The organism is Prosthecobacter vanneervenii (assembly GCF_014203095.1).
In the GTDB taxonomy this organism is placed as follows: domain Bacteria; phylum Verrucomicrobiota; class Verrucomicrobiia; order Verrucomicrobiales; family Verrucomicrobiaceae; genus Prosthecobacter; species Prosthecobacter vanneervenii.
This window is the reverse complement of record NZ_JACHIG010000002.1, coordinates 222,892-244,454: the sequence shown is the minus strand read 5'-3', so window position 1 is coordinate 244,454 and position 21,563 is coordinate 222,892. Positions and strand designations below refer to the sequence as shown.

Below are 21,563 nucleotides of genomic sequence, written 5' to 3'. Positions count from 1 at the left end.
GTGGCTTCCATCCGATCTGAATTTTCCTGGTCCGTGCGACCAGGGGCCGACTACAGGCTTTCTGGCGGCAGGGGCTTGCCGATGCTGTAAACCTTGAAGCCGATCTGACGCAGCTTCGCGTGGTCCAGCAGGCTGCGGCCGTCGAAAATCCAGGCGGGCTTCACCATGGACTTGTAAATGGCCTCAAAGTCGAGCTTGCGGAATTCATCCCACTCAGTGAGCACGAGCAGCGCGTGGGCTCCTGCGGCAGCTTCTGCTGCGCTGGCGGAGTACTCGATGCCAGGATGATTGCTTTCGATTTCCAGATCCTGGCAGATTTGCTCCGCTTCCACCTTGGGGTCGTAGATGGCGATCTTGGCGCGCTCTTCCATGAGGTCCTTGCAGATGTAGATGGCTGCAGATTCACGGGTGTCATTGGTGTCCTTCTTGAAGGCGAAGCCGAGTATGGCGACGCGCTTGCCGCTGACAGTGTTGAAGAGGGTGCGAAGGACGCGCTCAAAGAAGCGGTGCTTCTGCCAGTCGTTCATGGCGATCACCTGGTTCCAGTATTCGGCGACTTCAGGAAGGCCAAAATGTCCGCAGAGATAGACGAGGTTGAGCACGTCTTTCTGGAAGCAGGAGCCGCCAAAGCCCACAGAGGACTTCAGGAACTTGGGACCGATGCGGGAGTCCGAACCGATGGCGCGTGCCACTTCGTCCACATCCGCGCCGGTTTTTTCGCAGAGGGCGGAGATGCTGTTGATGGAGGAGATGCGCTGGGCCAGGAAGGCATTGGCCACGAGCTTGGAGAGCTCCGAGGACCACAGGTTGGTGGTGAGGATGCGCTCACGGGGAACCCAGTTGGCGTAAACGCTGACGAGTTTTTCCACGGCGGCCAGTCCGGCTTCCGTCTGCTCTCCGCCAATGAGGATGCGGTCAGGCATGTTGAGGTCTGCCACAGCAGTGCCTTCGGCAAGGAACTCAGGATTGGACAGCACCTGATGGTTCAGTCCTTTCTCGCTGGAGGCCAGGATGGTCTGGATGGCCTCGGCGGTGCGCACCGGGATGGTGCTCTTTTCCACGATGATCTTGGGCGTGTCCGCCGCTTCTGCGATGCTGCGTGCCACAGATTCGATAAACCGGAGGTCTGCCGCTTTGTGGGCACCGACTCCGAAAGTCTTGGTGGGGGTGTTGACACTGACGAAGATGATCTCAGCGGCTTTGATGCTCTCCTTCACCTCAGTGGAAAAGAAGAGGTTCCTGCCGCGTGCAGACCTTACGAGGTCGTCCAGACCAGGTTCATAGACGGGCAGTTCGTCAGAGTTCCAGGCAGCGATACGGGTGGCGTTCAGGTCCACGACATCCACGCGGATGTGCGGGCACTTCGCGGCGATCATGGCCATGGTGGGTCCGCCGACGTAGCCGGCGCCAATGCAGCAAATTCTCATAGGGGATTTAGGAGGGGTAAATTAGTTAAAGGTCACTTTCTTGAGCGGAGCTTTCATCGGGCGGGGCTGTTTGGCCTCGGGTCCGGCGAGTAGCTGGGCAAAGTAAGCGATGGTGCGGTCCAGACCTTCAGACAACGGAATTTTTGGCTCCCAGCCGAGGCGTGTCTTGGCCAGGGTGATGTCTGGCTGGCGCTGCTTGGGGTCATCTGCAGGCAGAGGGCGGAAGACGATTTTCGATTTGCCGCCGACCTTGGCGAGCACCAGTTCGGCGAGTTCCAGAATGGTGAATTCGCCGGGGTTGCCGATGTTGACCGGGCCGGTGAAATTGTCTGTCTCCATGAGCTTGATGAAGCCGCTGATCAGATCATCAACGAAGCAAAAGCTGCGTGTCTGAGTGCCGTCCCCGTAAATGGTGATGTCGTTGCCTTTCAGAGCTTGGACGATGAAATTGGAGACGACGCGGCCGTCGTCCGGCAGCATGCGTGGACCGTAGGTGTTGAAGATGCGCACCACGCGGATGTCCACGCCGTTTTGGCGGTGGTAATCAAAAAAGAGTGTCTCAGCCACGCGCTTGCCCTCGTCATAGCAGGAGCGTGGGCCGATGGTGTTCACGTGACCCCAGTAGGTCTCGGGTTGCGGATGCACTTCAGGGTCACCATAGATCTCAGAGGTGGATGCCTGGAAGACGCGGGCCTGCAGGCGGCGGGCCAGACCCAGCACATTGATGGCCCCCATGACCGAGGTCTTGATGGTCTTGATGGCGTTGTGCTGATAATGCGGAGGCGAGGCTGGGCAGGCGAGGTTGTAAATCTGATCGACTTCCACATGGATGGGGTCGGTGATATCGTGACGGATGAACTCGAAATTGGGATTGCTCATCAGGTGGGCGATGTTCTGCTTGCGGCCCGTGAAGAGGTTGTCCGCGCAGATGACTTCGTTTTCTTCTGCCAGCAGACGTTCGCAGAGGTGGGATCCGAGGAAGCCGGCTCCGCCTGTAATGAGGATACGTTTTTTCATGGATTAGTACGAGGATTTAGTTTTTTAGGGGTGATTTAGGCGAATCTGGGCTGCGAGTCTGCCGGAAAAAGCAACGAAATACATTGGCGCTTAGAGATTCCAGAGTCAAAACACACCTTCATAATCAGAAAGGTTAGGTTGTAATGAACTCTGAGTAAATTTTTCCAAGCTGCCGCCATTGGTTGAGTCTTTGCTCCCCCTCAGCCTGACTTGAACTTCCATAAGAATCCGCTTCTGTTAGAAGAACTCCACTTGCTGTGGGTTCAGATGTCGCTAAGGCTTGTCTTAGTTTCCTTACGAATCCCTAAGGTTGACCAAGGGGTGTCTGTGGTAGCAGGATGCGGTATAACCAACCTGACTCATATTTTTCGTTACATTTCACTCACCTTGCTGGTGATCTGTATTTGTTTGCTGCCCGGCTCCAACCCCAAACTGCCTGGTTCCACACAGATGCTGATTATCTGGCTGACCTGCTCTGCTTTTTGTTGCTGGGTTGTGGGTCGCCTGTCTGAATGGAGAGGGCCTAGGACGCATGAAAAGGCTGTCTGGGCGCTCGCGGTGTTGATAAGTGTCTTCGGGTGGCTGGTCACGGCTTTTCCAAGTGCGATGGTGGAGCGTATGACAGGGGCGGTTTTAGGGCTGGACCGCAGCCCATGGCTTGCTTTTGGCACTGTGGATCAAGCCGCCTCGGTGCAGGGAATGATCTCTGTTACTAATGCGTTGATGCTGCTGCTCATGGCGCTGGATTTCGGATTGGAGCGTTCGTGCCGGGTGGCCATAGCTCTGGCGGTGTCTACGGCGGGCTTCATCACAGCAGCTGCCGGGTTGTGCATTCATTCTTCCGCTGATCTGGTGGCGCTGTGGAAGGTACCGCATGTGCCGAGTTCTGTTTTTGGCCTCTTCTGGTATCACGGTAACACGGCGTCTTTTCTCAATCTGAGCTGGCCGGTGGGTGTGTGGCTGTGCCTGAAACTCCTGCGCAATGGGCTGCGTAGCTTCAAGCAGCAAATTATGCTCTCTCTGCTGTTGGTGGCCGTCATGGTGCAGATCATCGGGGTATGTGTGAATGTTTCCAAAATGGGGCATCTGCTGCTGGTGCTTGAGCTTTTGCTGCTTGTTGGCGGAGGTCTTTTTGCGTGGAAGCCCGACATGAGCATGCTGCCTTTTGGACGCTGGCGTTTCGCAACTCTCATCGGGATTGGTGCCGGGCTGCTGGTGGCCGGAGCATGGCTTAGTGGTGCAGCTGAGGGCTTGGAGCGGTGGAATGTGTTTGCCCAGCGCCGCTTTGATGACCCCGCGCGCAGGCACTCGACTCTGATGGCATTGAAAATAGGGCTGGACTACGGAGCTACAGGCACCGGGCCGGGTACTTTTGAATGGGTGTCGAAACACTACACGGCGCTGGATCCCGTGCTGAAAGGCGGGCACTGGCGGCACGCGCACAACGACTATGCGGAGTTTTTTGCTGAATGGGGCTGGCCTGGCGCTGCCTTCTTCATCTTGCTGCTTTTGTTTCCCTTCAGACGCTGGATCAGAGCGTTGCGGCAGGTTTTTGCTCCAACGCCCAGAAAAAGTGAAATGTCTTTCCATCGCCGGACAGGGCTGATATGCCTCTCTGCGGGGGTGATTTCCATCTTAGTCCATTCCTTGGTGGACTTTCCACTGCAGATTGATGCCATCAGGCACCTGTTTGCCGTTGTGATGGGATTAGTCCTGGCGCTAACGAGTTCATCGGCTTCCCGCTCTGCATCATCAGGCAGCGGGTCCAGGCCGCTTCATCCGGAGTTGGTCCCTTGGCGCTAGGGGAAAAGATGGGCCGGTCTTCCGTTTGTCTGAGGGGTGGCTAAAGCAATCCTGATTGGAATGTAAGGCCAGCCATTCTGGAATTTATGGCTGGTAGGGCGGATTTTTCCCATATGCAAGACGCCCTTAGCCTCAGAGTTCGCGGATGGACCCCATTTTTTGTGCTGGTGGACGCAATCGCCGTTGCCGGTGCCTACTTTGTAGCGTTCGTCTGTTCCCAGTTGCTGAAACCGGACATGTCCATCATGGCTTTTGCGCCGCCTTCCAAAGATGGGGTGCTTCTGGCGCTGGGAATCATCGGTTTGCTCTTCCACATGTTGCTCCGTGAGCGTGATGGTCAGTACATGTTCCAGATCATCAGCGGTCATAAGCTCAGGGTGTGCGCCGGTCAGGTGCTTTTCATGGTGCTGACGCTTTTCGTCTATCTTGGCCTGTGGCGGAACTACGATGTCTCCCGCAAAATGCTGCTGCTCTTCATCACCATGATGGGGCCTGCTCTCTGGCTTGGGAAACTCCTTTTCATGAAGTTTCTGCGCGCTTTGGGAGCCCGGCTGCAGCCACGCCTGCGCATTCTGGCTGTATGTGACGAAGCCAGTGAAACAGCCACGCGCCAGTGGTTTGCCAACAAGGCGATGCTCGGCATCCACCTCTGCGACGTGCTGGCGGTGGAAAATGATGCCCGCCATGAATCTTTCCTGGAGCACCAGCTTGAGCAGGCGCTCAACCAAGGGAGGCCCAACCTTTTGATCTGGCGGCTGCCCACCGATGCCGCACGCACGGAAAAGATCCGCCTCATCGCGGAATCCCATGGCACGCATCTGGCCGTGGATCTGGAGCCTATTGTGGGAGAAATGGGGACGGTGCAGCTCACGGAATATCTGCCGATGAAGCTGGTCAGCCTGCACAAGCACCCGCTGGTAAGCCCCGCACACCGTTTCCTCAAGCGTGTGCTGGACATCTCCATCAGCCTGCCGGTGGTGGTTTTGGTGCTGCCCTTCCTTTGCGTGGGCGTCTGGATTCTCCACCGCATCTATTCCCCCGGCCCGCTCTTCTTCAAGCAGTCCCGCTCAGGTGCGGACGGCCAGATGTTCAAGATCTTCAAGTTCCGCACGATGACAGTGAACCATGGCCGCGAAAGCGTGCAGGCACGTGCGAACGACTCGCGCATCTTTACCGGCGGCGGGCTGATGCGGAAGCTGAGCATCGACGAAATGCCGCAGTTTCTTAACGTTCTGCTGGGAGACATGTCTGTCGTAGGGCCACGCCCGCACATGGCGGAGCATGACGTGCTCTTTGCCATGGAGTGCAGCCAGTATGCCCTGCGCCATACGGTGAAACCCGGAGTGACGGGCCTGGCCCAGGTGCGTGGTCATCGCGGCCCGGTGGATGATGCCAGCGAGATCAAGCACCGCGTCACCTCCGACATCGAATACTGCCAGAACTGGTCCTTCTATCTGGATCTGGCCATCATCGCGCGCACCTTCCTGCATGTGTTCTCCTTCCACGCCAAGTCCTGCTAAGGGCCGGGCGGGAAGTAGAAAGAGCGGCAAGGCTGATGAGTGAAACTGCGTTCGATTCAAATGCCCACTGCCTCTGTGTTCTTCGGCTCCCTTATCGTCGGAGCCATCGGCCTTGCGGCTCTGCTCTACGGCAAATCGGTGGGCTCCGTGGTCAAAATGGTTCTGGGAGCTGGCATGCTCGCCTGCTCGTACCTCATCACCGAAAGCTGGCTGCTGTGGACGAGCGGGGCGGTGCTGACGCTGGTGCTGATGAGCTGGAAGGAGTAGGCTGGCGGCAGACGGTGCAGCTTGCTCTTTGGAATTCGCCGCGTCTGATGGGGCGCATCAGACATGGCACCTCCCAAAATGATCGCCGAAACGCGCAAACCTGAGTACACGGCCCGTGTCGTTGAGTGGCATGCGGACAAGGGGTTTGGCTGGCTGAAGTTTAACGACAAGCGGCTGTTTCTGCATCGGCGTGATTTTTCCAGGTGGCACCACACGCCGAGGGTGGGGGAGGAGATTCGCTTTAACTGGGGGCTGGATGCCGAATGCCGCCCGTGCGCGCAAAATGCAGTGCAGGTACGTGAGGTGGAGGATCTCCGTCTGACTGGGCTGTGCCTTCTGGGCGCTCTGCTGGTGCTGCCTGCCTATGCGTGGCGGCAGACAGGCTGGGAAATGTGGAGACTGGTGACCTACGTCTGCGCTTTGTCACTGATCACGTATGCGGCATATCGAAGTGACAAGCGCAAGGCGCGCATGGATGCGTGGCGCATCCCGGAGATGCATCTGCATCTGCTGGAGCTTGCGGGCGGCTGGCCGGGAGCGTGGGTGGCGCAGCGGCGGCTGCGGCACAAGTGCTCAAAGGGCTTCTACCAGTTTCATTTCTGGCTGATCATCTGCCTCCACCAGTTTGTGGCGTTCGACTCGCTTCAACAGTGGAAGTATTCCCACATGTTGAAGCAAGCGCTTTTTGAGGATCAAAGAACAACACGCACCCGGCAGAGGGGCTAAGTATGATCAGGACACCTTCAGCCCCAGGTAAGCCTTCGCATTCGCGTAGCAGATGTTCTTCACCATGCTGCCGACGAGGGCGTCATCGTTTGGAATAAGGCCGCCTTCGATGTCTGCGCCAAGGAGGTTGCAGAGCGTGCGGCGGAAGTACTCATGGCGGGGGAAGCTCATGAAACTGCGGCTGTCGGTGAGCATGCCGATGAAGCGGCTGAGGAGGCCGAGATTGCTGAGGGCATTGATCTGCCACTCCATGCCTTCCTTCTGATCGACGAACCACCAGCCGGAGCCAAACTGGACTTTGCCGGGCGTCGTGCCGTCGGCGAAGTTTCCTGCCATGGTGCCGAAGACGTAGTTGTGCGCGGGGTTGACGTTGTAGAGCACGGTCTTGGGCAGGGCGTTTTCGGTGTCCAAGCGGTCCAGGAAGCGGGAGAGCGTCTCCGCCTGCAGGTAGTCGCCGATGCTGTCGCAGCCGACGTCTGCGCCGATCTCGCGGGCCAGGCGGCTGTTGTTGTTGCGCACAGGGCCGAGGTGCAGCTGCATGGTCCATCCGCGGGCGGCATTGAGGCGGCCTATGTGGAGCATGATGTTGCTGGCAAACTGGTCCTGCTCCTGGGCGCTGGCGGCGGTGCCTGAGCGGGCTTTCTGGAAGATGCGCTCGGCTTCAGCATCACTGACGAAATTGGAGTGGCAGTAGTTCAGGCCGTGGTCGCTGAGGCGGCCACCGACACTGTGGAAGAAGTCGTGGCGCTGCTTGAGAGCATCGAGCAGGGAGGCGTAGCTTTTCACCTCGATGCCACTGGCGGAGCTGAGCTTGTCGCACCACGCATTCCAGGCTTCAGGGAGGTGGACGGCGAGGGCCTTGTCCGGGCGGAAGGTGGGATACACGCCGACTTCAAAGCCGTCTGCGGCGCATTTCTGGTGGTGGGCGAGGTCGTCGATGGGATCGTCGGTGGTGCAGAGGGCCTTCACCTTCTGCGTGCGGAGGATGCCGCGGGCGCTCATCTCGGGCTTGGCCAGGGCGGCCTCGGTCTGCTCCCAGATGGCGGGGGCGGTCTTTTCATCCAGCAGGGTGTCGATGCCAAAGTAGCGCTTCAGCTCCAGGTGGGTCCAGTGGTAGAGGGGATTACGCAGGGTGTGGGGGACGGTTTTGGCCCAGGCGAGGAATTTGTCGCGCGGGGAGGCCTTGCCGGTGATGAACTCCTCGGGGACACCGTTGCAGCGCATGGCGCGCCATTTGTAGTGGTCGCCCTCCAGCCAGATTTCGAAGAGGTTCTTGAACTGGCGGTTTTCCGCGATGTCCTTCGGCGGCAGGTGATTATGGTAGTCCAGGATGGGCTCGTCTTTGGCAAAGGTGTGGTAGAGGCGGCTGGCAGACTTGGTGGAGAGCAGAAAATCGTCGTGGATGAAGGACATTGATGTTTGTCGGTTGGAGTGGATGCCCTACACTGGCAGGATGATTTTAACGCGCAACTGGTTCGCTCTGCTGCCCGTCCTTCTGCTTTGTGCGTGCAGCACGGTGAAATTTTACACCCAGGCGTTCAGCGGCCAGTCCGAGATCTGGCGGAAATCCCGGCCCAATGCCGAGGCGCTGGCGGATCCCAGCGTGGCGGAGCACGTGAAGCAGCGCCTGAAGCTCATCGAGGAGCTGCGGGCCTTTGCGGCGAGCGATCTGCACCTGCCCACCAAGAGCTTTGGCAAATACTGCGATCTCCAGCGGCCCTACGTGGTCTGGGTGGTATATGCCGCGCCGGAGTTTTCCGTGGAGGGGAAAAAGTGGTGGTACCCCCTGGTGGGCAGCCTGAAGTACCGAGGCTTTTTTGATGAAAAAGACGCACGCCAGGAGGCGGACAAGCTCAAGGCCAAAGGGTATGATGTCTTCATGGGCGGCGTGGAGGCCTACTCCACCCTGGGATACCTGGCAGACCCGGTGCTGAACACCTTCCTGCACCGCAGCGATGCCGATCTGGCCGAGCTGATTTTCCACGAACTGACGCACGCCAAGGTCTTTGTGCCTGGGGATACTGATTTCAACGAGGCCTTTGCCACCGCCAATGCCGAAGACGGCGTCCGCCGCTGGCTGCGCTCCAAGGGAGATTTTAAAACCCTGCGTGCCTATGAAGCCAATCTGAGCAAGCAGCGGGAGGTGGTGCACCTCATGCTCAGCACCCGCGAGAAACTGAAAGCCGTCTATGCTGGCAGCTACCCCAGTGTGGAAGAGGAGCGCAAGGCCAAGCAGCGGATCTTTGATGACATGCTGCGCAAGGCCCTCGCTGATGGTCCCTATGTGAAGCTGCACATCCATCATGCAGCCAGGACATGGAACAATGCGCGCATCAACACCGTGGCCACCTATTTCACCATGGTTCCGGGCTTTGAGCGTCTTCTCAAGGAAAAAGGAGGCGATCTGGAGGCGTTTCATCGCGAGGTCCATGATATGCGCAAGCTCAACAACGAGCAGCGAATGAAGATTCTCGGCACACCCATTCCATCCCATGACTGACACTCGTTTTATTCGCTCCTTTTTCCATCTGCTGCTGCTGAGCCTGCTGCCCTTGGGGGCGTATGGGATCGACACCGCCGCCTGGACGCAGCCGTTTCCGCCGCACCGCATCGCTGACAATCTTTATTATGTGGGGTCGCGAGATCTGGCCTCCTACCTCATCACCACACCTCAGGGGCATGTGCTGATCAACAGCAGCCTGGAGGAGTCCGTGCCACTGATCCGAGACAGCGTGGAAAAGCTGGGCTTTAAATTGACGGACATTCGCATTTTGCTCATCAGCCATGCTCATTCGGACCACTGCGCGGGCAGCGCGGAGATGCTCAAACTCACCGGTGCGAAGTATTATGTAATGGATGAGGACGCTGATGTGGTGGAGCGCGGCGGTGCGTCAAAATCGCGAGTGGGCAAGGGGGACTACACGCAGTTTCCAGCCGCCAAGGTGGACCACCGGCTGAAGGATGGCGAGGAGGTGAAGCTGGGAGACGCCGTGCTGGTGGCCCGCCGCACGGCCGGCCATACCCCCGGCTGCACCACCTGGACGATGAAGGTCATGGACGGCGGCAAGGCGCTGAACGCCGTCGTCATCGGCAGCCCGAATGTGAACCCCGGCTATATTCTGGTGGGCAACAAGAACTACCCCTCTATCGCCACTGATTACGAAATGACCTTTCGCACCCTCAAGGCTCTGCCCGTGGACCTTTTTCTGGGCGCCCACGGCGGCTACTATGGCATGGAGGCCAAGCATGCGCACCTCGGCAGAGGAAAGGAGAACCCTTTCATCGATCCCACAGGCTACATGAGCTATGTGCTGGATCGGGAGAAGGCGTTTCTCACGGAATGGGAGAAGCAGAAGAAAGGGAAGTAAGGATCACGGGCAGCCAGATTCCAGAAAAGGGACAGGCATGCCAAAAAGCTTGCCTGTTTCCGGTGCAATTTGGCAAGATCCCCGCACGTTCCTGCCCTTGCAGCTTTTGCCATGTCACGCCCTCCCGTTTTTGCATCCGCCTTTTTGCTTATCGCGCTTGCCAGTGCACATGGAGCAATGCCTCCCGTTGCGCCCTTTCTAGAGCAGCACTGCACCGAGTGCCACGATGGCGATGTCAAAAAAGGCGGGCTGGACCTCTCGGCGCTGAAGTTTGCTCCTGACGACAAAAAGAACTTCGACACCTGGGTGAAGGTCTTTGACCGGGTGGGAAAGGGGGAGATGCCGCCTGCCAAAAAGCCCCGGCCGGAGGCTGGAGATCAGCGTCAATTTCTCGCGGCACTCAAGACGCCGCTCAGTGGCTACGAGCGGGCGCAGCAGGCAAACAACGGCCGCACCCTGCTTCGCCGGCTGAACCGCACGGAGTATGAAAACACCGTGCACGATCTTCTGGGCATCTCGTTGCCGCTGAAGCACATCCTGCCCGAGGACACGCCGATGCATGGCTTTGACACGGTGGCGGAGGGGCTGCGCTTCTCCCAGCTCCAGATCGAGAAATACCTGGAGGCGGCCGATGCCGCGCTGGATGCGGCTATCGTGCTGAGCCGCCGTCCGGAGGGCATCAACAAGCGCTACTCGTATAAAGACGAGCCGGCCATTCGCAAAAACCTGGACACTCCGCCCGGCACGCTCAGCGACAAAACGAACCCCAAGAGCGGGCACCGAGTCATGTTCCGGGAGACGGACAAGGAGGTCATCATGTTCACCACGGGAGACTATCTGGTGGGCCTGAAGCAGTGTCGCATCCCCGGGCCGGGACTGTACCGCATCCGGCTCTCGGGCAATGCTTTTCAGACCGAGGGGCAGCCCCTCACTGTCATGGTTTACGCCAACAACTACAAGCTCAAGCGTCTCCTCAGCTACTGCGAGCTGCCCGCAGACAAGCCGCGTGAGTTTGAGTTTACCGCACGCCTGGACGGTACCGAGCATATCGTCGTAAACTGCGACTACGTGGGCCGCGATAAAAAAGGGCAGAATATCTACAACGTGGGAGCCGCAGAGTTTCAGGGCTCGGGCATCGCCATGCAGTGGATCGAGGTGGAAGGCCCGCTTGCCTCGGAGTGGCCGCCTGCCAGCCTGAAAAAAGCCCTCGGAGATGTGCCGCTGAAAGAGCTGGATGAAAAACAGCGCAAGTTCCGCGATGGCAAACCGCTCGGCTATGAATTGGCCCCCCAGGATGTACGCCAGTCTGTCAGCACCGGGCTGCAGAGCTTTGCCTCCCGTGCCTTTCGCCGCCCGCTGGAGGCCGATGAGGCTGCGCCATACATCGCACTCGCCACCCAGGCGCTCGACGCAGGTCGTGGCTTTGAGGAGGCCATGCGCCTCGGTCTGCGCGCCATTCTCACCTCTCCCGCCTTTCTGCTGCTTGAGGAGCACCCCGGCAGGCTGAGCCCCTATGCCGTGGCTTCTCGTCTGTCTTACTTTCTCACCAGCTCCATGCCGGATGATGAACTCATGAAGGCGGCGGCTTCTGGCCAGATCCTCAAGTCAGCAGTCCTCAAAGCACAGACTGAGCGCCTGCTCAAGAGCCCGCGATCGGCAGCTTTCGTGACCAACTTTGTCGGCCAGTGGCTGGAGCTGCGGAACATCGACGCCACGGCTCCCGATGCCAAGCTCTACCCTGAGTACGACATGCTGCTGAAGCTGGGCATGGTCACGGAGACAGAGGCTTTTTTCAGCGAGCTGCTCAAGCACAACCTGCCGGTGGCCAATTTCATCCAAAGCGACTTTGCCATGCTGAACAATCGTCTGGCAGAGCATTATGAGGTGCCGGGCATCTCAGGAGAGCAGTTCCGCCGTGTCTCGCTCCCTGCAGGCAGTCCGCGTGGCGGTGTGCTGACTCATGCAAGTGTGCTGAAGGTCACGGCCAATGGCACCGTCACCTCTCCCGTGCTGCGCGGTGCGTGGGTCATGAAGCACCTGCTGGGGCAGCCCCCGCCTCCGCCGCCCGCCAGTGTGGGTGGCATCGAGCCGGACACCCGGGGCTCCACCACCATTCGCGAGCAGCTGACCAAGCACCGCGACAGTGAATCCTGCGCCTCTTGCCACAAGAACATCGATCCTCCCGGCTTTGCGCTTGAGAGTTTCGACGTCATCGGTGGCTACCGTGAGAACTACCGCTCCAATGAGAAGGGAGCCAACGCCAAGCGCAAGCTGCGCGGGCAGAACATCTGGCAGTACAAAGAAGGGCTGCCGGTGGATGCCAGCGGAGAGCTGGCAGACGGCCGCACCTTCAAAGACATACGCGACTTCAAGCAGCTCCTCCTCGGGCAGCAGGATCAGGTGCTGCGAGCACTAGCAGGCAGCCTCGTCACCTACGGCACCGGTGCAGGCATCCAGTTTGCTGATCGCGAAGCCATCGACACCATCGCCAACCAGACCCAAGCCGAGGGCTCCGGCCTGCGCACCCTGGTGCATGCAGTGGTGCAGTCACCTTTGTTTTTGAGCAAGTAGCCAACGTTTTACTCCAGCCGCCTTACACACCTATGATCACACGCCCAGCCCTTTCCCGCCGCGCCTTTCTGCATGGCTCAGGTGTCTCGCTGGCCCTGCCGTTTTTGGAGGCCATGATGCCGCGCCTCACCAGTGCAGCAGGAGCCACGCCTCCCAAGCGCATGGTGTTTGCCTGTGCCTCTCTCGGCATATACGGCCCGTCGTTTTTCCCGAAGGAGACCGGCCGGGCCTACACGCTGACACCTTATCTGGAGACGCTGAAGGATCACCGGGATGACTTCACCGTGCTCTCCGGGGTCTCTCACCCGGACCAGGCTGGTGCGGATGGGCATACCTCTGAGCAGACCTGGCTCACCTCGGCACGCGGTCCGGGGCTCGGTGGGTTTCGCAACACGGTCTCCATCGATCAGCTGGTGGCTGAAAAGATCGGCCATGAGACGCGCTATCCCTCGCTGGTGCTCAGCACGGCGGGGCAGGGCAGCCAGAGCTACACACGCAGCGGTGTCATGGTGCCGTCCAGTTCAAAGCCCTCGCAGGTCTTTGCCAAACTCTTCCTCGATGGAACACCCGTTGAGATCAGCAACCAGATGCGCAAGCTGAAGGAAGGACGCAGTATCATGGACACCGTGATGGCCGAGGCCAAGAGGTTCGAGAATCGTGTGGGCGCAGCCGACAAGGAGAAGCTGGATGAGTACTACACCTCGGTGCGCGAGATGGAGGAGCGAATGCTGAAGTCTGAAGCCTGGGTGCAGAAGCCCAAGCCCAAGGTGGACGCCAAGCCGCCCACCGATGTGGAAAACGAGGCCGACCTCATCGCCCGCATGCGCCTGCTGTTTGACCTCATCCCGCTGGCCTTGCAGACGGACAGCACGCGCGCCATCACCGTGCTCATCCAGGGCAGGGGAGATGTGCCGCTGGTGAAGGGAGTGACGATGGCTCATCACAATCTCTCCCACCACGGCCAGGACCCGGAGAAGATCGAGCAGTTGCAGCGCATCGAGCGCGCCGAGTTTGAAGCCTTCAACGGTCTGCTTACCGCTCTCAAGGCCAAGAAGGAAGCCAACGGCACTTTGTTGGACAACACCATGATCCTTCTGGGCAGCAACCTGGGCAATGCCAACAGCCATGACTGGCACAACCTGCCGCTGCTCTTTGCGGGCGGTGGATTCAAGCATGGCCAGCACCTGGCGTTTGATGCCAAGAACAACCAGCCGATGTGCAATCTCTTTGTGCAGATGCTCCAGCGGATGGGGATCGAGGCCGATGCGTTTGGATCGAGCACAAGCACGAGCCTGCCGGGGCTGGTGGCTTGATCGCTGAAAAGAGAAAGGCCTGCAGACAAGCACCAGAAGTGCGTTTGCCTGCAGGCCTGACGAATCTGTTTGAGCGGAGAAGCGCTACTTGCCGCACACCTCGTTCACAAACTCTTCCATGAGATCCATGGCCTTGGCGATGAGTTCCGGTGCCGTGGCGTAGCAGCAGCGGACGAAGCCTTCCCCTGCACTGCTGAAAGCGCTGCCAGGAACTACGGCCACGCTCTTTTTTTCCAGAAGCTGGATGGCGAATTCTTTGCTGGTCAGTCCGGTGCTGCGGATCTCAGGGAAGACATAGAATGCCCCGCCCGGATTGAAGCAGTGCAGGCCCATGCCATTGAGGCGGCTCACGATGAGATTGCGCCGCTGCTCGTAGCTCTGGCGCATGTCCTCGTAGGCGGCCTCGCCCATCTTGAGCGCCTCGATGCCGGCCATCTGGCTCATGATCGGGGCGCAGAGCATGCAGTACTGGTGGATTTTCATCATGGCCTCGCGCAGCGGGGCCGGGGCGCAGGCATAGCCAAGGCGCCAGCCGGTCATGGCAAAGGCCTTGCTGAAGCCGTGGAGCAGCACGGTGCGCTCACGCATGCCGGGAAACTCCACGATGCTCTTGTGCTGACGGCCGTCATAGAGCAGCTCGCTATAGATCTCGTCAGTGAAGACAAAGAGGTCATGCTTCACCGCCAGTGCGGCGATCTTGGCCAGCTCCTCGTGCGGCATGATGCCGCCGGTGGGGTTGGTGGGGAAGTTCAGCGCGATGACCTTCGTCTTTGGCGTGATGGCCTTCTCCACATCCTCAGCCATGAGAGCAAACTCATTCTCCTCCCGCGTCTGCACCACGACGGGCACACCGTAGGCCATCTTGATGCTTGGGCTGTAGGAAACGTAGCAGGGCTCATGATAGATCACCTCATCTCCCGGATTGAGCACCGCGCGGAAGGCGATGTCCAGCGCCTCAGAAACACCCACCGTCACGAGGATCTCCGTCTTGGGGTCATACGTGGTGCGGAAGTGCTTGGTGACGTATTCGCTGATACCTACGCGCAGGGCTTCGAGGCCGAGATTGGAGGTGTAGCTGGTCTGGCCTTTCTCCAGGGAGCGGATGACCGCCTCGCGAATGGGCCAGGGAGTGGGCTTGTCGGGCTCGCCTACGCCAAGGGAGATGACGTCGGAGCGGCCGATGACGAGCTCAAAGAAATCGCGGATGCCGGAGCGCGGCAGGTCGCGAATGATGGTGGAAATCTTGTTGTCGTAATCCATGATCACAGGCTCCTCTTAAATCATGGACTCACCGGCAGGCGCTCTTCGTCACCGCCGGAATTTGCGAAAAATCCGCCCTCTTTGTACGCCTTCAGCTGGAAGCGAGTGGCCGTGGAAAGCACGCCGCCGAGGGTGCTGAGTTTTTCAGCCACAAAAGTTGCCACGTCGAGCAGGTCCTTGCCCTCGACGATCACAGCCAAGTCATAGCCGCCGCTCATGAGGAAGCATTCGCGGACCTGGTCAAATTTGGAAATGCGGCGTGCCAGGCGGTCAAATCCGCCGTCGCGCTCGGGTGCGATCCGCACCTCGATCAATGCTGTGACACCACGGTGCCCCGCTTTCAGGCGGTCCACCACGGCGCTGTAACCCAGAATGGTGCCATCAGCCTCGGCGGCGGCGATCCGTGAAGCGACTTCGGATTCCGTGAGGCCCAGGGCTGCGGCCATCTCGTGATGGGAGCGCCTGGAGTTGTTGTGCAGCATTTCGATGAGTGGGTCCATAATAGGGGGAGGGATTTTAGCGCGAGTCTGGGTTTTGAACAGCGGAAAGCGGAATGAAGATTGCACGGCAGCGGGGCTGCGCTGAAGCTGGCTGGATGAGAGACACCGCCATCAAGGTCATCACCAAACTGACGCAAGCCGGACACACGGCCCTGCTGGCGGGCGGCTGCGTGCGGGACATGCTGCTGGGCCGCGAGGCCAAGGACTACGACGTGGCCACCAGCGCCACGCCGGAGCAGGTGGTGCGGCTGTTTCCCGGAGCGCAAACGGTCGGTGCGCACTTTGGCGTGGTGATCGTGCGCCTGGACCACCACCACGTGGAGGTGGCCACCTTTCGCAGCGACGGCAGCTACAGCGACGGCCGCCGCCCTGACAGCGTGACCTACTCCACGCCTGAGCACGATGCCCAGCGGCGTGACTTCACCATCAACGGCTTGTTTTTTGATCCGCTCAAAGAGGAGGTGATCGACTACGTGGGTGGCCAGGCGGACCTGCGCATGGGCCTGCTGCGCGCCATCGGCGTGGCGCGGGACCGCTTTGAGGAGGACCACCTGCGCATGCTGCGCGCGGTCCGCTTTGCCACGGTGCTGGGTTTTGACATCGAGCACGCCACCTGGGAGTCCATTTGCGGGCTGGCACCGAAGATCAGAAGCGTGAGCATCGAGCGCATCCGAGAGGAGTTTGTGAAGACGATGCTGAGCCCGAACCGAGTGCGTGGCTTTGATCTGCTGGTGAACAGCGGTCTCATGGAGCAGTTCCTGCCGGAGATTCTGGTGCTGCAGGGCTGCGAGCAGCCGCCGCAGTTTCATCCGGAGGGAGATGTCTTCATCCACACGCGGCTGATGCTCAGCCTGCTGCCGGAGCAGGTGTCCCTGCCGCTGGTCATGAGCGTGCTGCTGCACGATATCGCCAAACCGGCCACACAGACGCGCGATGCCGACACTGGCCGCATCCGCTTCAACGGCCACGACAAGCTGGGCGCGGATATGACCGGCGAGATCATGCGGCGCATGAAGTTTCCGAATGACGTCATCGAGCCCACCGTGGTGGCGGTGGAGAACCACATGGTCTTCAAGGACGTTAAAAAGATGCGCACCGCCAAGCTGCGACGCTTCATGGCACGCCCATCGTTTGATGACGAACTGGCCCTGCACCGCGTGGACTGCATGGGTTCAAATGGCTGGCTGGACAACTATGACTTTCTGCTGGCAAAGCGGGAGGAACTGGCTGCCGAGCCCATGCTCCCTCCGCGTCTGATCACAGGCGCAGACCTCATCGCTCAAGGCTGGCACGCCGGGAAAGCGATGGGGCGGCTGCTGACGACGCTGCAGACGCTGCAGCTCGAAGGCACCCTCAAGACAAAGGAGGAGGCGCTGACCTGGGTGGCCCAAAACGCGCCGGTGCCGGATGTTTTTGAGACGGTGGAGGAGTAGCGAGCCTGCCCGCCTACGCCTTGATTTCGGTGATCTGCTTGGTGGCGATGCCGATGGTGCGGTCCAGAGGGACGCCCATGCAGGAGAGGAGGGTGGTGAGAAGGTCGCCCTGGTTGCCTTTGACGTCGGTAAGGAAGCGGCCGGTCTTGATGCTGCCGCCGCCTTTGCCGGCGAGGATAAAGGGGAGATTTTCTCGGGAGTGCTTGTTGCCATCCTCCAGCCCGGAGCCCCACATCATGATGCAGTTGTCCAGCAGGGTGCCATCTCCTTCGCGCAGGCTGTGCATCTTCTTCACCATGTAGGCAAACTGAGAGATGTTGAAGGCGGTGATGGCTTGCACCTTGGCCACCATTTCGGGGCGGTTGTTGTGGTGAGTTTGGGAGTGGTGCTCGTCTTTGAAGCCGAGTTCGGGATACGACACGCCGTTGGGCGTGGAACCAATGTAGGTGCTGACGCGGGTGGTGTCGGTCTGGAAGGCGAGGACGTTGAGGTCGCACATCACCTGCATGTATTCACTGCGCTTGTCGCCGATGGGGATCTTGATCTCGATGGGCGGGGAGTCCGAGTCGCGATGGCGGCTGGGGGCAAGACCAGCTTTTTCCAGGGCGGCATCTTTCTGGCGCTGTTCGATGGCGGCGATGCGGCGCTCGACGGCACGCACACTGTCCAGGTACTCATCGAGCTTGTGCTGATCACTTTGGGGGAGAGTTTTGCGGAGGTCTTTGGCTCCGCCAATCACGAGGTCGAGCATGCTTTGGTCGAGCGCGCGGTTTTGGGTGGTTGCGGCGGCATTTTTGCCGGAGGCGGCGGCAGTGGCGCTGTCGCCTTGATTGAAGAGGCGGTTGAGCACGCTGCGGGGATTGATCTCAGCTGGCATGGCCTGGGTGGCGGAGCGGAAGCTGCAGTGGCTGTAGTAGCCTTCATTCAGGCCTTCCTGGTTCTCCTTGTGCGTCTGCGGCATGGTGGCCAGCTCCAGGGAGGGCAGGGAGGTGAAGGCGCCCACGTAGTTCGCGGCGATCTGGTCGGCGGAGATGGAGATGTTAATCTTATTGCGCTGGCGTGCGTCCGGCAGCTGGGCGGTGAGCCAGGTGCTGAGCTCCAGCGCGTGCGGTGCTCCATTGAAGGGCGCGATGGGGATGCCGCCGATGCCTTTCATGAGAAGGCATTCGCTCATGATGGGACGCAGGCTTTCCAGAGCGGGCGTGGGATTCGTGAGAAAACTTTGCGGATTGGCTGGCCAGAACTGCTCCGGGATGACGCCATGCGGCATGTACATGAAGCCCAGGCGCACCGGCGGGCGTGCGGCGGTGGAGGCAGCGGCTGTGCTGGCTTTCTTGGCAGTCTCCGCCCAGCCCATGACTTCGAGAAGGGGCAGGGCCAGCGTGGTGCCAATGCCGCGCAGGCAGGTGCGGCGGGAGATGAGGGGGCTGCGGGTCATGTGGGGGATAGCGGGGGCAAAATCGTCCACGTATTCCTACTCGCCCTCATCGGCGATTCTATCGTGGTGTATGCAAGGGGCCGCACATGTCTTGCATGGGGGGCTGCCATCGTAATCACCTAGTTCCGCCGCAGGCTGAGCTGCAGCAGGGATGAAAAGGGCGGGAGCTTCGGACCGAAGGCTCGGTGAAGCTCGGCCATGGTGAAGCCTTCGTCATCGGATTCGCCAACCAGGGGGAATTGAGTGTCTGCGGGATCGGGCTTGAACACCACGTAGCCGACACCGTATTTTTTGATGAGCTTGAGCTTGAACCTACGGCGCTCTCCGGCGGACATGACAGCGGTGTCTATGGAGCGAATCCATTCAAACTGAGGAGCCGTCCAGAAAGGAGTGCCGCTGAGCTCGGTGCGGCCTCGTGAATTGCGAGAGGTCTTTGGGGTGACTGACTGCAGGGTTTTAGCATCTACTTGGTTTTCGAGCTGGATCACGCGCATGTAGCGATCCTCCAGAACTCTTCGGTTCAGTTTTTTATAGTCTGCCTGTTTTCTCCATGAGGTGCATGAGCTGAGCGTGAGCAGCATGCCGAGCAGCAATACTGCCGTGAAGGGGCGGGCGATCCGACTGGAGCAGCGATCAAGGGCGCGTTGTGTGTTCATGCGGTCTGAGAGGTAAGCGGTTCAAACCTGATACGCCTATGGAGCGACTGGGAGCGCTTTTGTCCTCAGATGCCTACTTCTTTCCTGCGGCAGCAGGTTTGGCTGGAACTGCAGGAGCGAGCGTCTCCACCACTCTGCGATGGGTAAAGGGGTAGCTGGTGACGATGGAGGTGATGAGGCTCTGCATGCGGTAGCCTTCGGGGGCGAGGTTGGAGAGCAAGCCGTCCACGATGATTTGGTCGTAACCTTCCAGCTCGCGGCACAGGGCGTAGGCGAGGATTTTTTCGGTGAGGTTGCGGGCGAGGTCTTGGCTGCGGGTGGCGATGATGGCCTTGAGTTCCTTGGGGCTGGTGAAGCGTTTGCCGCCAGGGAGCTCGCCCCCGGCATCGATGGCCCCGCCGGTGTCATCCTGGGTGCGCCAGCGGCCGATGGCGTCAAAGTTTTCCAGCCCGAAGCCGATGGGGTCGAGGATCTTGTGGCAGTTGGCGCAGACGGCGTTGGTGCGGTGGAGCTCGGTGCGCTGGCGGAGGGTGAGATTGGCGATTTTGTTTTTGTCCTGCTTTTCCAGCGTGGGGACATTGGGCGGGGCGGGAGGGACGTGCTCGCCAAGGACCTGTTCCAGCACCCAGACTCCGCGTTTCACCGGGCTGGTGCGATTGGGAAGAGACGTCATGGCCAGCACGCCGGGCATGCCGAGGATGCCCCCGCGGTTGGCATCGGTGAGCTGCACGCGGCGCATCTCGCCGCCGGTGATGCCTTCGGGCAGGCCGCTGCCGTAGATTGCGGCGAGCTCTGCATTGAGGAAGGTGTAGTCGCTCTGCACAAAGGTGGTGATGCTTCGGTTTTCCCGGACGATGCTGTCAAAGAAGAGACGTGCTTCGTCGTACATGGCGCGACGGAGCGCGGGTGTCATCTGGGGGAATTTGGTGGTATCGAAGGTCTTGTCTGCGAGATCGGCGAGGCTGAGCCACTGCGCGCCGAATCCATCGAAGAGGGCGCGGGAGCGTTTGTCTTTGAGCATGCGCACCGCCTGGGCCTTGAGGACTGCGGGTTCGTGCAGTTTGCCAGCATCAGCCAAGGAGGAGAGCTGCTCGTCCGGCATGCTGGCCCAGAGGAAGTAGGAGAGGCGGGAGGCGAGCATCCAGTCGTCGAGCGGGAGGATCTGCTGACCGGGGGTGGCCTTGATGGCGGGAGTGATGTAGAGAAACTGTGGGGACACGAGAGTGGCCTTGAGCATGAGCCGGAGGGCGGCGGCGTGGGGCTGCTTGCTGGCCAGCGCGAGGTCGTACACCTGCATGAGCACGTTGGTTTCCTGATCAGTGGCGGGGCGTCGGTAGGAACTGCGGGCTAGGCTGCGCGCCACTCTCTGCGCAGCAGAGCGTGGATCGCCATCTGGTTTCAGCGCAGCACCAAAGAGTCGCTGCTCTACGGCCGTGGGCTTGGCACCAGGAGCGGAAAGTGCGCGGTCCAAGGCCTCATTGGCGATGCTGAGGTACTGCTCCATCTGGAGCGGGGAGAGGGTGTTGAGGTAGCCTTCTCCGGGGACTTCATCTGGGAGGTCTTTCACGAGGTCCGTGCTGACGCCGAGGAGGTCGTGCAGGGTGTTGCCGTATTCGGTCTTGGTGAGGCGGCGAATGACAAATACGCCAGGGTCTTTTGGGCTGAGGTATTTGAGCTGGCCGACCCAGTCGATGAAGGCCTGGCGCTCGGCATCGCTAGGCTGATTGTCAGCGTCATCAGGGGGCATGTCGTGAGCGTTCACGGTGGCCATGCCTGTGACCCAGCGGCGGAGGTAGGCGGGGTCGCCGGGATTGCGCATGGCTGGGTGGAAATTGACGCCTCCTTTCATGCGGCGGTCGCCATGGCATTCGTGGCAGTACTTGGTGACGAAGGGAATGATCTTGTCGTTGAACGTCTGGCGCGTGGCCGCCTGGCGGGAGTAGAGATAGGCGTCTTCGGGGTCGGTGGGGACCGGGCCCACAGGCGGAGGCAGCTTTGGAAAGGTGGGGGGCTTGCGCTTTTCGTCCGTCTTGGGTTTGGGCTCGGGCGGCTTGGCCGCAGGTTTGGGCGCTGCTGTGGCTGGTTTGCCTGGCGCCGAGGCAACGGGCTTGGAGCCTGCAGGAGTGAGCGCGGGGACGGCAGGTGCAGGAGTCTCAGCGGCTCTCAGCAGCGTGGAAAAAAGAAGCAGGGCTGTGCTGGCCGTGAGCATGACGCGAGCACGGCAGCGCTGCCGCAGCATTCGCATTCCGGGGGTGAATGGCATG

At 60.1% G+C, this 21,563-nt stretch carries 17 protein-coding genes; 9 read left to right on the top strand and 8 right to left on the bottom strand.

What is annotated here, in order from left to right; translation table 11 throughout:
* Positions 1–50 precede the first annotated feature (50 nt).
* Positions 51–1,427, bottom strand: a complete 1,377-nt coding sequence (locus HNQ65_RS06275) for a UDP-glucose 6-dehydrogenase (protein ID WP_184338642.1) — start codon at positions 1,425–1,427, stop codon at positions 51–53.
* Positions 1,428–1,448: 21 nt separating this feature from the next.
* Positions 1,449–2,444 (bottom strand): UDP-glucuronic acid decarboxylase family protein, encoded by a 996-nt coding sequence (locus tag HNQ65_RS06270; protein ID WP_184338641.1) that lies wholly within the window; start codon positions 2,442–2,444, stop codon positions 1,449–1,451.
* Positions 2,445–2,654: 210 nt separating this feature from the next.
* Between HNQ65_RS06270 and HNQ65_RS06265 the strand changes: the two genes are divergently transcribed.
* From HNQ65_RS06265 to HNQ65_RS06250, 4 genes are all read left to right on the top strand, one after another.
* Positions 2,655–4,247, top strand: a complete 1,593-nt coding sequence (locus HNQ65_RS06265; RefSeq protein ID WP_184338640.1) for an O-antigen ligase family protein — start codon at positions 2,655–2,657, stop codon at positions 4,245–4,247.
* 86 nt (positions 4,248–4,333) lie between these two features.
* Positions 4,334–5,767 carry an exopolysaccharide biosynthesis polyprenyl glycosylphosphotransferase gene (locus HNQ65_RS06260; RefSeq protein ID WP_343076551.1) on the top strand — a complete coding sequence of 478 codons (1,434 nt, stop codon included), beginning with the start codon at positions 4,334–4,336 and terminating at the stop codon, positions 5,765–5,767.
* Between the two features lie 60 nt (positions 5,768–5,827).
* On the top strand, positions 5,828–6,034 hold the full coding sequence (locus HNQ65_RS06255) for a hypothetical protein (RefSeq protein WP_184338638.1): 207 nt from the start codon (positions 5,828–5,830) through the stop codon (positions 6,032–6,034).
* A gap of 63 nt (positions 6,035–6,097) precedes the next feature.
* Positions 6,098–6,760 (top strand): DUF1294 domain-containing protein, encoded by a 663-nt coding sequence (locus tag HNQ65_RS06250; RefSeq protein ID WP_184338637.1) that lies wholly within the window; start codon positions 6,098–6,100, stop codon positions 6,758–6,760.
* Positions 6,761–6,766: 6 nt separating this feature from the next.
* Here HNQ65_RS06250 and uxaC read toward each other — a convergent pair whose 3' ends face one another.
* The gene (gene uxaC, locus HNQ65_RS06245; protein ID WP_184338636.1) at positions 6,767–8,173 is read right to left on the bottom strand and encodes a glucuronate isomerase; all 1,407 of its coding nucleotides are present in this window, start codon (positions 8,171–8,173) and stop codon (positions 6,767–6,769) included.
* On the opposite strand from uxaC, the gene HNQ65_RS06240 reads away from it, so the two are divergent.
* The 4 genes from HNQ65_RS06240 to HNQ65_RS06225 all read left to right on the top strand — a co-directional run bounded on the left by HNQ65_RS06240 (position 8,163) and on the right by HNQ65_RS06225 (position 14,012).
* Positions 8,163–9,260 carry an aminopeptidase gene (locus HNQ65_RS06240; protein WP_184338635.1) on the top strand — a complete coding sequence of 366 codons (1,098 nt, stop codon included), beginning with the start codon at positions 8,163–8,165 and terminating at the stop codon, positions 9,258–9,260. The genes uxaC and HNQ65_RS06240 overlap by 11 nt on opposite strands.
* Entirely contained in the window at positions 9,253–10,128 is an 876-nt protein-coding gene (gene bla / locus HNQ65_RS06235) for a subclass B3 metallo-beta-lactamase (RefSeq protein WP_184338634.1), read from the top strand. The genes HNQ65_RS06240 and bla overlap by 8 nt, the downstream gene beginning before the upstream one ends.
* Positions 10,129–10,305: 177 nt before the next feature.
* Positions 10,306–12,699, top strand: a complete 2,394-nt coding sequence (locus HNQ65_RS06230; RefSeq protein ID WP_184338633.1) for a DUF1592 domain-containing protein — start codon at positions 10,306–10,308, stop codon at positions 12,697–12,699.
* A 32-nt stretch (positions 12,700–12,731) separates the two neighbouring features.
* On the top strand, positions 12,732–14,012 hold the full coding sequence (locus tag HNQ65_RS06225; RefSeq protein WP_184338632.1) for a DUF1552 domain-containing protein: 1,281 nt from the start codon (positions 12,732–12,734) through the stop codon (positions 14,010–14,012).
* Positions 14,013–14,096: 84 nt separating this feature from the next.
* On the opposite strand, the gene HNQ65_RS06220 is transcribed toward HNQ65_RS06225, so the two are convergent.
* Together HNQ65_RS06220 and HNQ65_RS06215 are read right to left on the bottom strand one after the other, a co-directional pair.
* Entirely contained in the window at positions 14,097–15,272 is a 1,176-nt protein-coding gene (locus HNQ65_RS06220) for a pyridoxal phosphate-dependent aminotransferase (protein ID WP_184338631.1), read from the bottom strand.
* Between the two features lie 20 nt (positions 15,273–15,292).
* The gene (locus HNQ65_RS06215) at positions 15,293–15,772 is read right to left on the bottom strand and encodes an Lrp/AsnC family transcriptional regulator (protein WP_184338630.1); all 480 of its coding nucleotides are present in this window, start codon (positions 15,770–15,772) and stop codon (positions 15,293–15,295) included.
* A 95-nt stretch (positions 15,773–15,867) separates the two neighbouring features.
* Between HNQ65_RS06215 and HNQ65_RS06210 the strand changes: the two genes are divergently transcribed.
* Complete coding sequence (locus HNQ65_RS06210) at positions 15,868–17,205, top strand: CCA tRNA nucleotidyltransferase (RefSeq protein WP_184338629.1); 1,338 nt, start codon at positions 15,868–15,870, stop codon at positions 17,203–17,205.
* A gap of 13 nt (positions 17,206–17,218) precedes the next feature.
* On the opposite strand, the gene HNQ65_RS06205 is transcribed toward HNQ65_RS06210, so the two are convergent.
* From HNQ65_RS06205 to HNQ65_RS06195, 3 genes are all read right to left on the bottom strand, one after another.
* A complete protein-coding gene (locus HNQ65_RS06205; RefSeq protein ID WP_184338628.1) occupies positions 17,219–18,643 on the bottom strand; it encodes a DUF1552 domain-containing protein in 1,425 nt (474 codons plus the stop codon).
* Positions 18,644–18,762: 119 nt separating this feature from the next.
* Entirely contained in the window at positions 18,763–19,299 is a 537-nt protein-coding gene (locus tag HNQ65_RS06200) for a hypothetical protein (RefSeq protein WP_184338627.1), read from the bottom strand.
* A 73-nt stretch (positions 19,300–19,372) separates the two neighbouring features.
* On the bottom strand, positions 19,373–21,562 hold the full coding sequence (locus HNQ65_RS06195) for a DUF1592 domain-containing protein (RefSeq protein WP_246437725.1): 2,190 nt from the start codon (positions 21,560–21,562) through the stop codon (positions 19,373–19,375).
* Position 21,563: the final 1 nt, after the last annotated feature.

Excerpts from the sequence above, each read along its gene's own strand:
- uxaC (WP_184338636.1), bottom strand. The coding sequence starts at position 8,173 with ATGTCCTTCATCCACGACGATTTTCTGCTCTCCACCAAGTCTGCCAGC.
- HNQ65_RS06250 (WP_184338637.1), top strand. The coding sequence starts at position 6,098 with ATGGCACCTCCCAAAATGATCGCCGAAACGCGCAAACCTGAGTACACG.
- HNQ65_RS06195 (WP_246437725.1), bottom strand. The coding sequence starts at position 21,562 with ATGCCATTCACCCCCGGAATGCGAATGCTGCGGCAGCGCTGCCGTGCT.
- HNQ65_RS06260 (WP_343076551.1), top strand. The coding sequence starts at position 4,334 with ATGGCTGGTAGGGCGGATTTTTCCCATATGCAAGACGCCCTTAGCCTC.
- HNQ65_RS06210 (WP_184338629.1), top strand. The coding sequence starts at position 15,868 with ATGAGAGACACCGCCATCAAGGTCATCACCAAACTGACGCAAGCCGGA.
- HNQ65_RS06255 (WP_184338638.1), top strand. The coding sequence starts at position 5,828 with ATGCCCACTGCCTCTGTGTTCTTCGGCTCCCTTATCGTCGGAGCCATC.
- HNQ65_RS06240 (WP_184338635.1), top strand. The coding sequence starts at position 8,163 with ATGAAGGACATTGATGTTTGTCGGTTGGAGTGGATGCCCTACACTGGC.
- HNQ65_RS06200 (WP_184338627.1), bottom strand. The coding sequence starts at position 19,299 with ATGAACACACAACGCGCCCTTGATCGCTGCTCCAGTCGGATCGCCCGC.
- HNQ65_RS06230 (WP_184338633.1), top strand. The coding sequence starts at position 10,306 with ATGCCTCCCGTTGCGCCCTTTCTAGAGCAGCACTGCACCGAGTGCCAC.
- HNQ65_RS06220 (WP_184338631.1), bottom strand. The coding sequence starts at position 15,272 with ATGGATTACGACAACAAGATTTCCACCATCATTCGCGACCTGCCGCGC.
- HNQ65_RS06270 (WP_184338641.1), bottom strand. The coding sequence starts at position 2,444 with ATGAAAAAACGTATCCTCATTACAGGCGGAGCCGGCTTCCTCGGATCC.
- HNQ65_RS06205 (WP_184338628.1), bottom strand. The coding sequence starts at position 18,643 with ATGACCCGCAGCCCCCTCATCTCCCGCCGCACCTGCCTGCGCGGCATT.
- bla (WP_184338634.1), top strand. The coding sequence starts at position 9,253 with ATGACTGACACTCGTTTTATTCGCTCCTTTTTCCATCTGCTGCTGCTG.
- HNQ65_RS06275 (WP_184338642.1), bottom strand. The coding sequence starts at position 1,427 with ATGAGAATTTGCTGCATTGGCGCCGGCTACGTCGGCGGACCCACCATG.
- HNQ65_RS06225 (WP_184338632.1), top strand. The coding sequence starts at position 12,732 with ATGATCACACGCCCAGCCCTTTCCCGCCGCGCCTTTCTGCATGGCTCA.
- HNQ65_RS06215 (WP_184338630.1), bottom strand. The coding sequence starts at position 15,772 with ATGGACCCACTCATCGAAATGCTGCACAACAACTCCAGGCGCTCCCAT.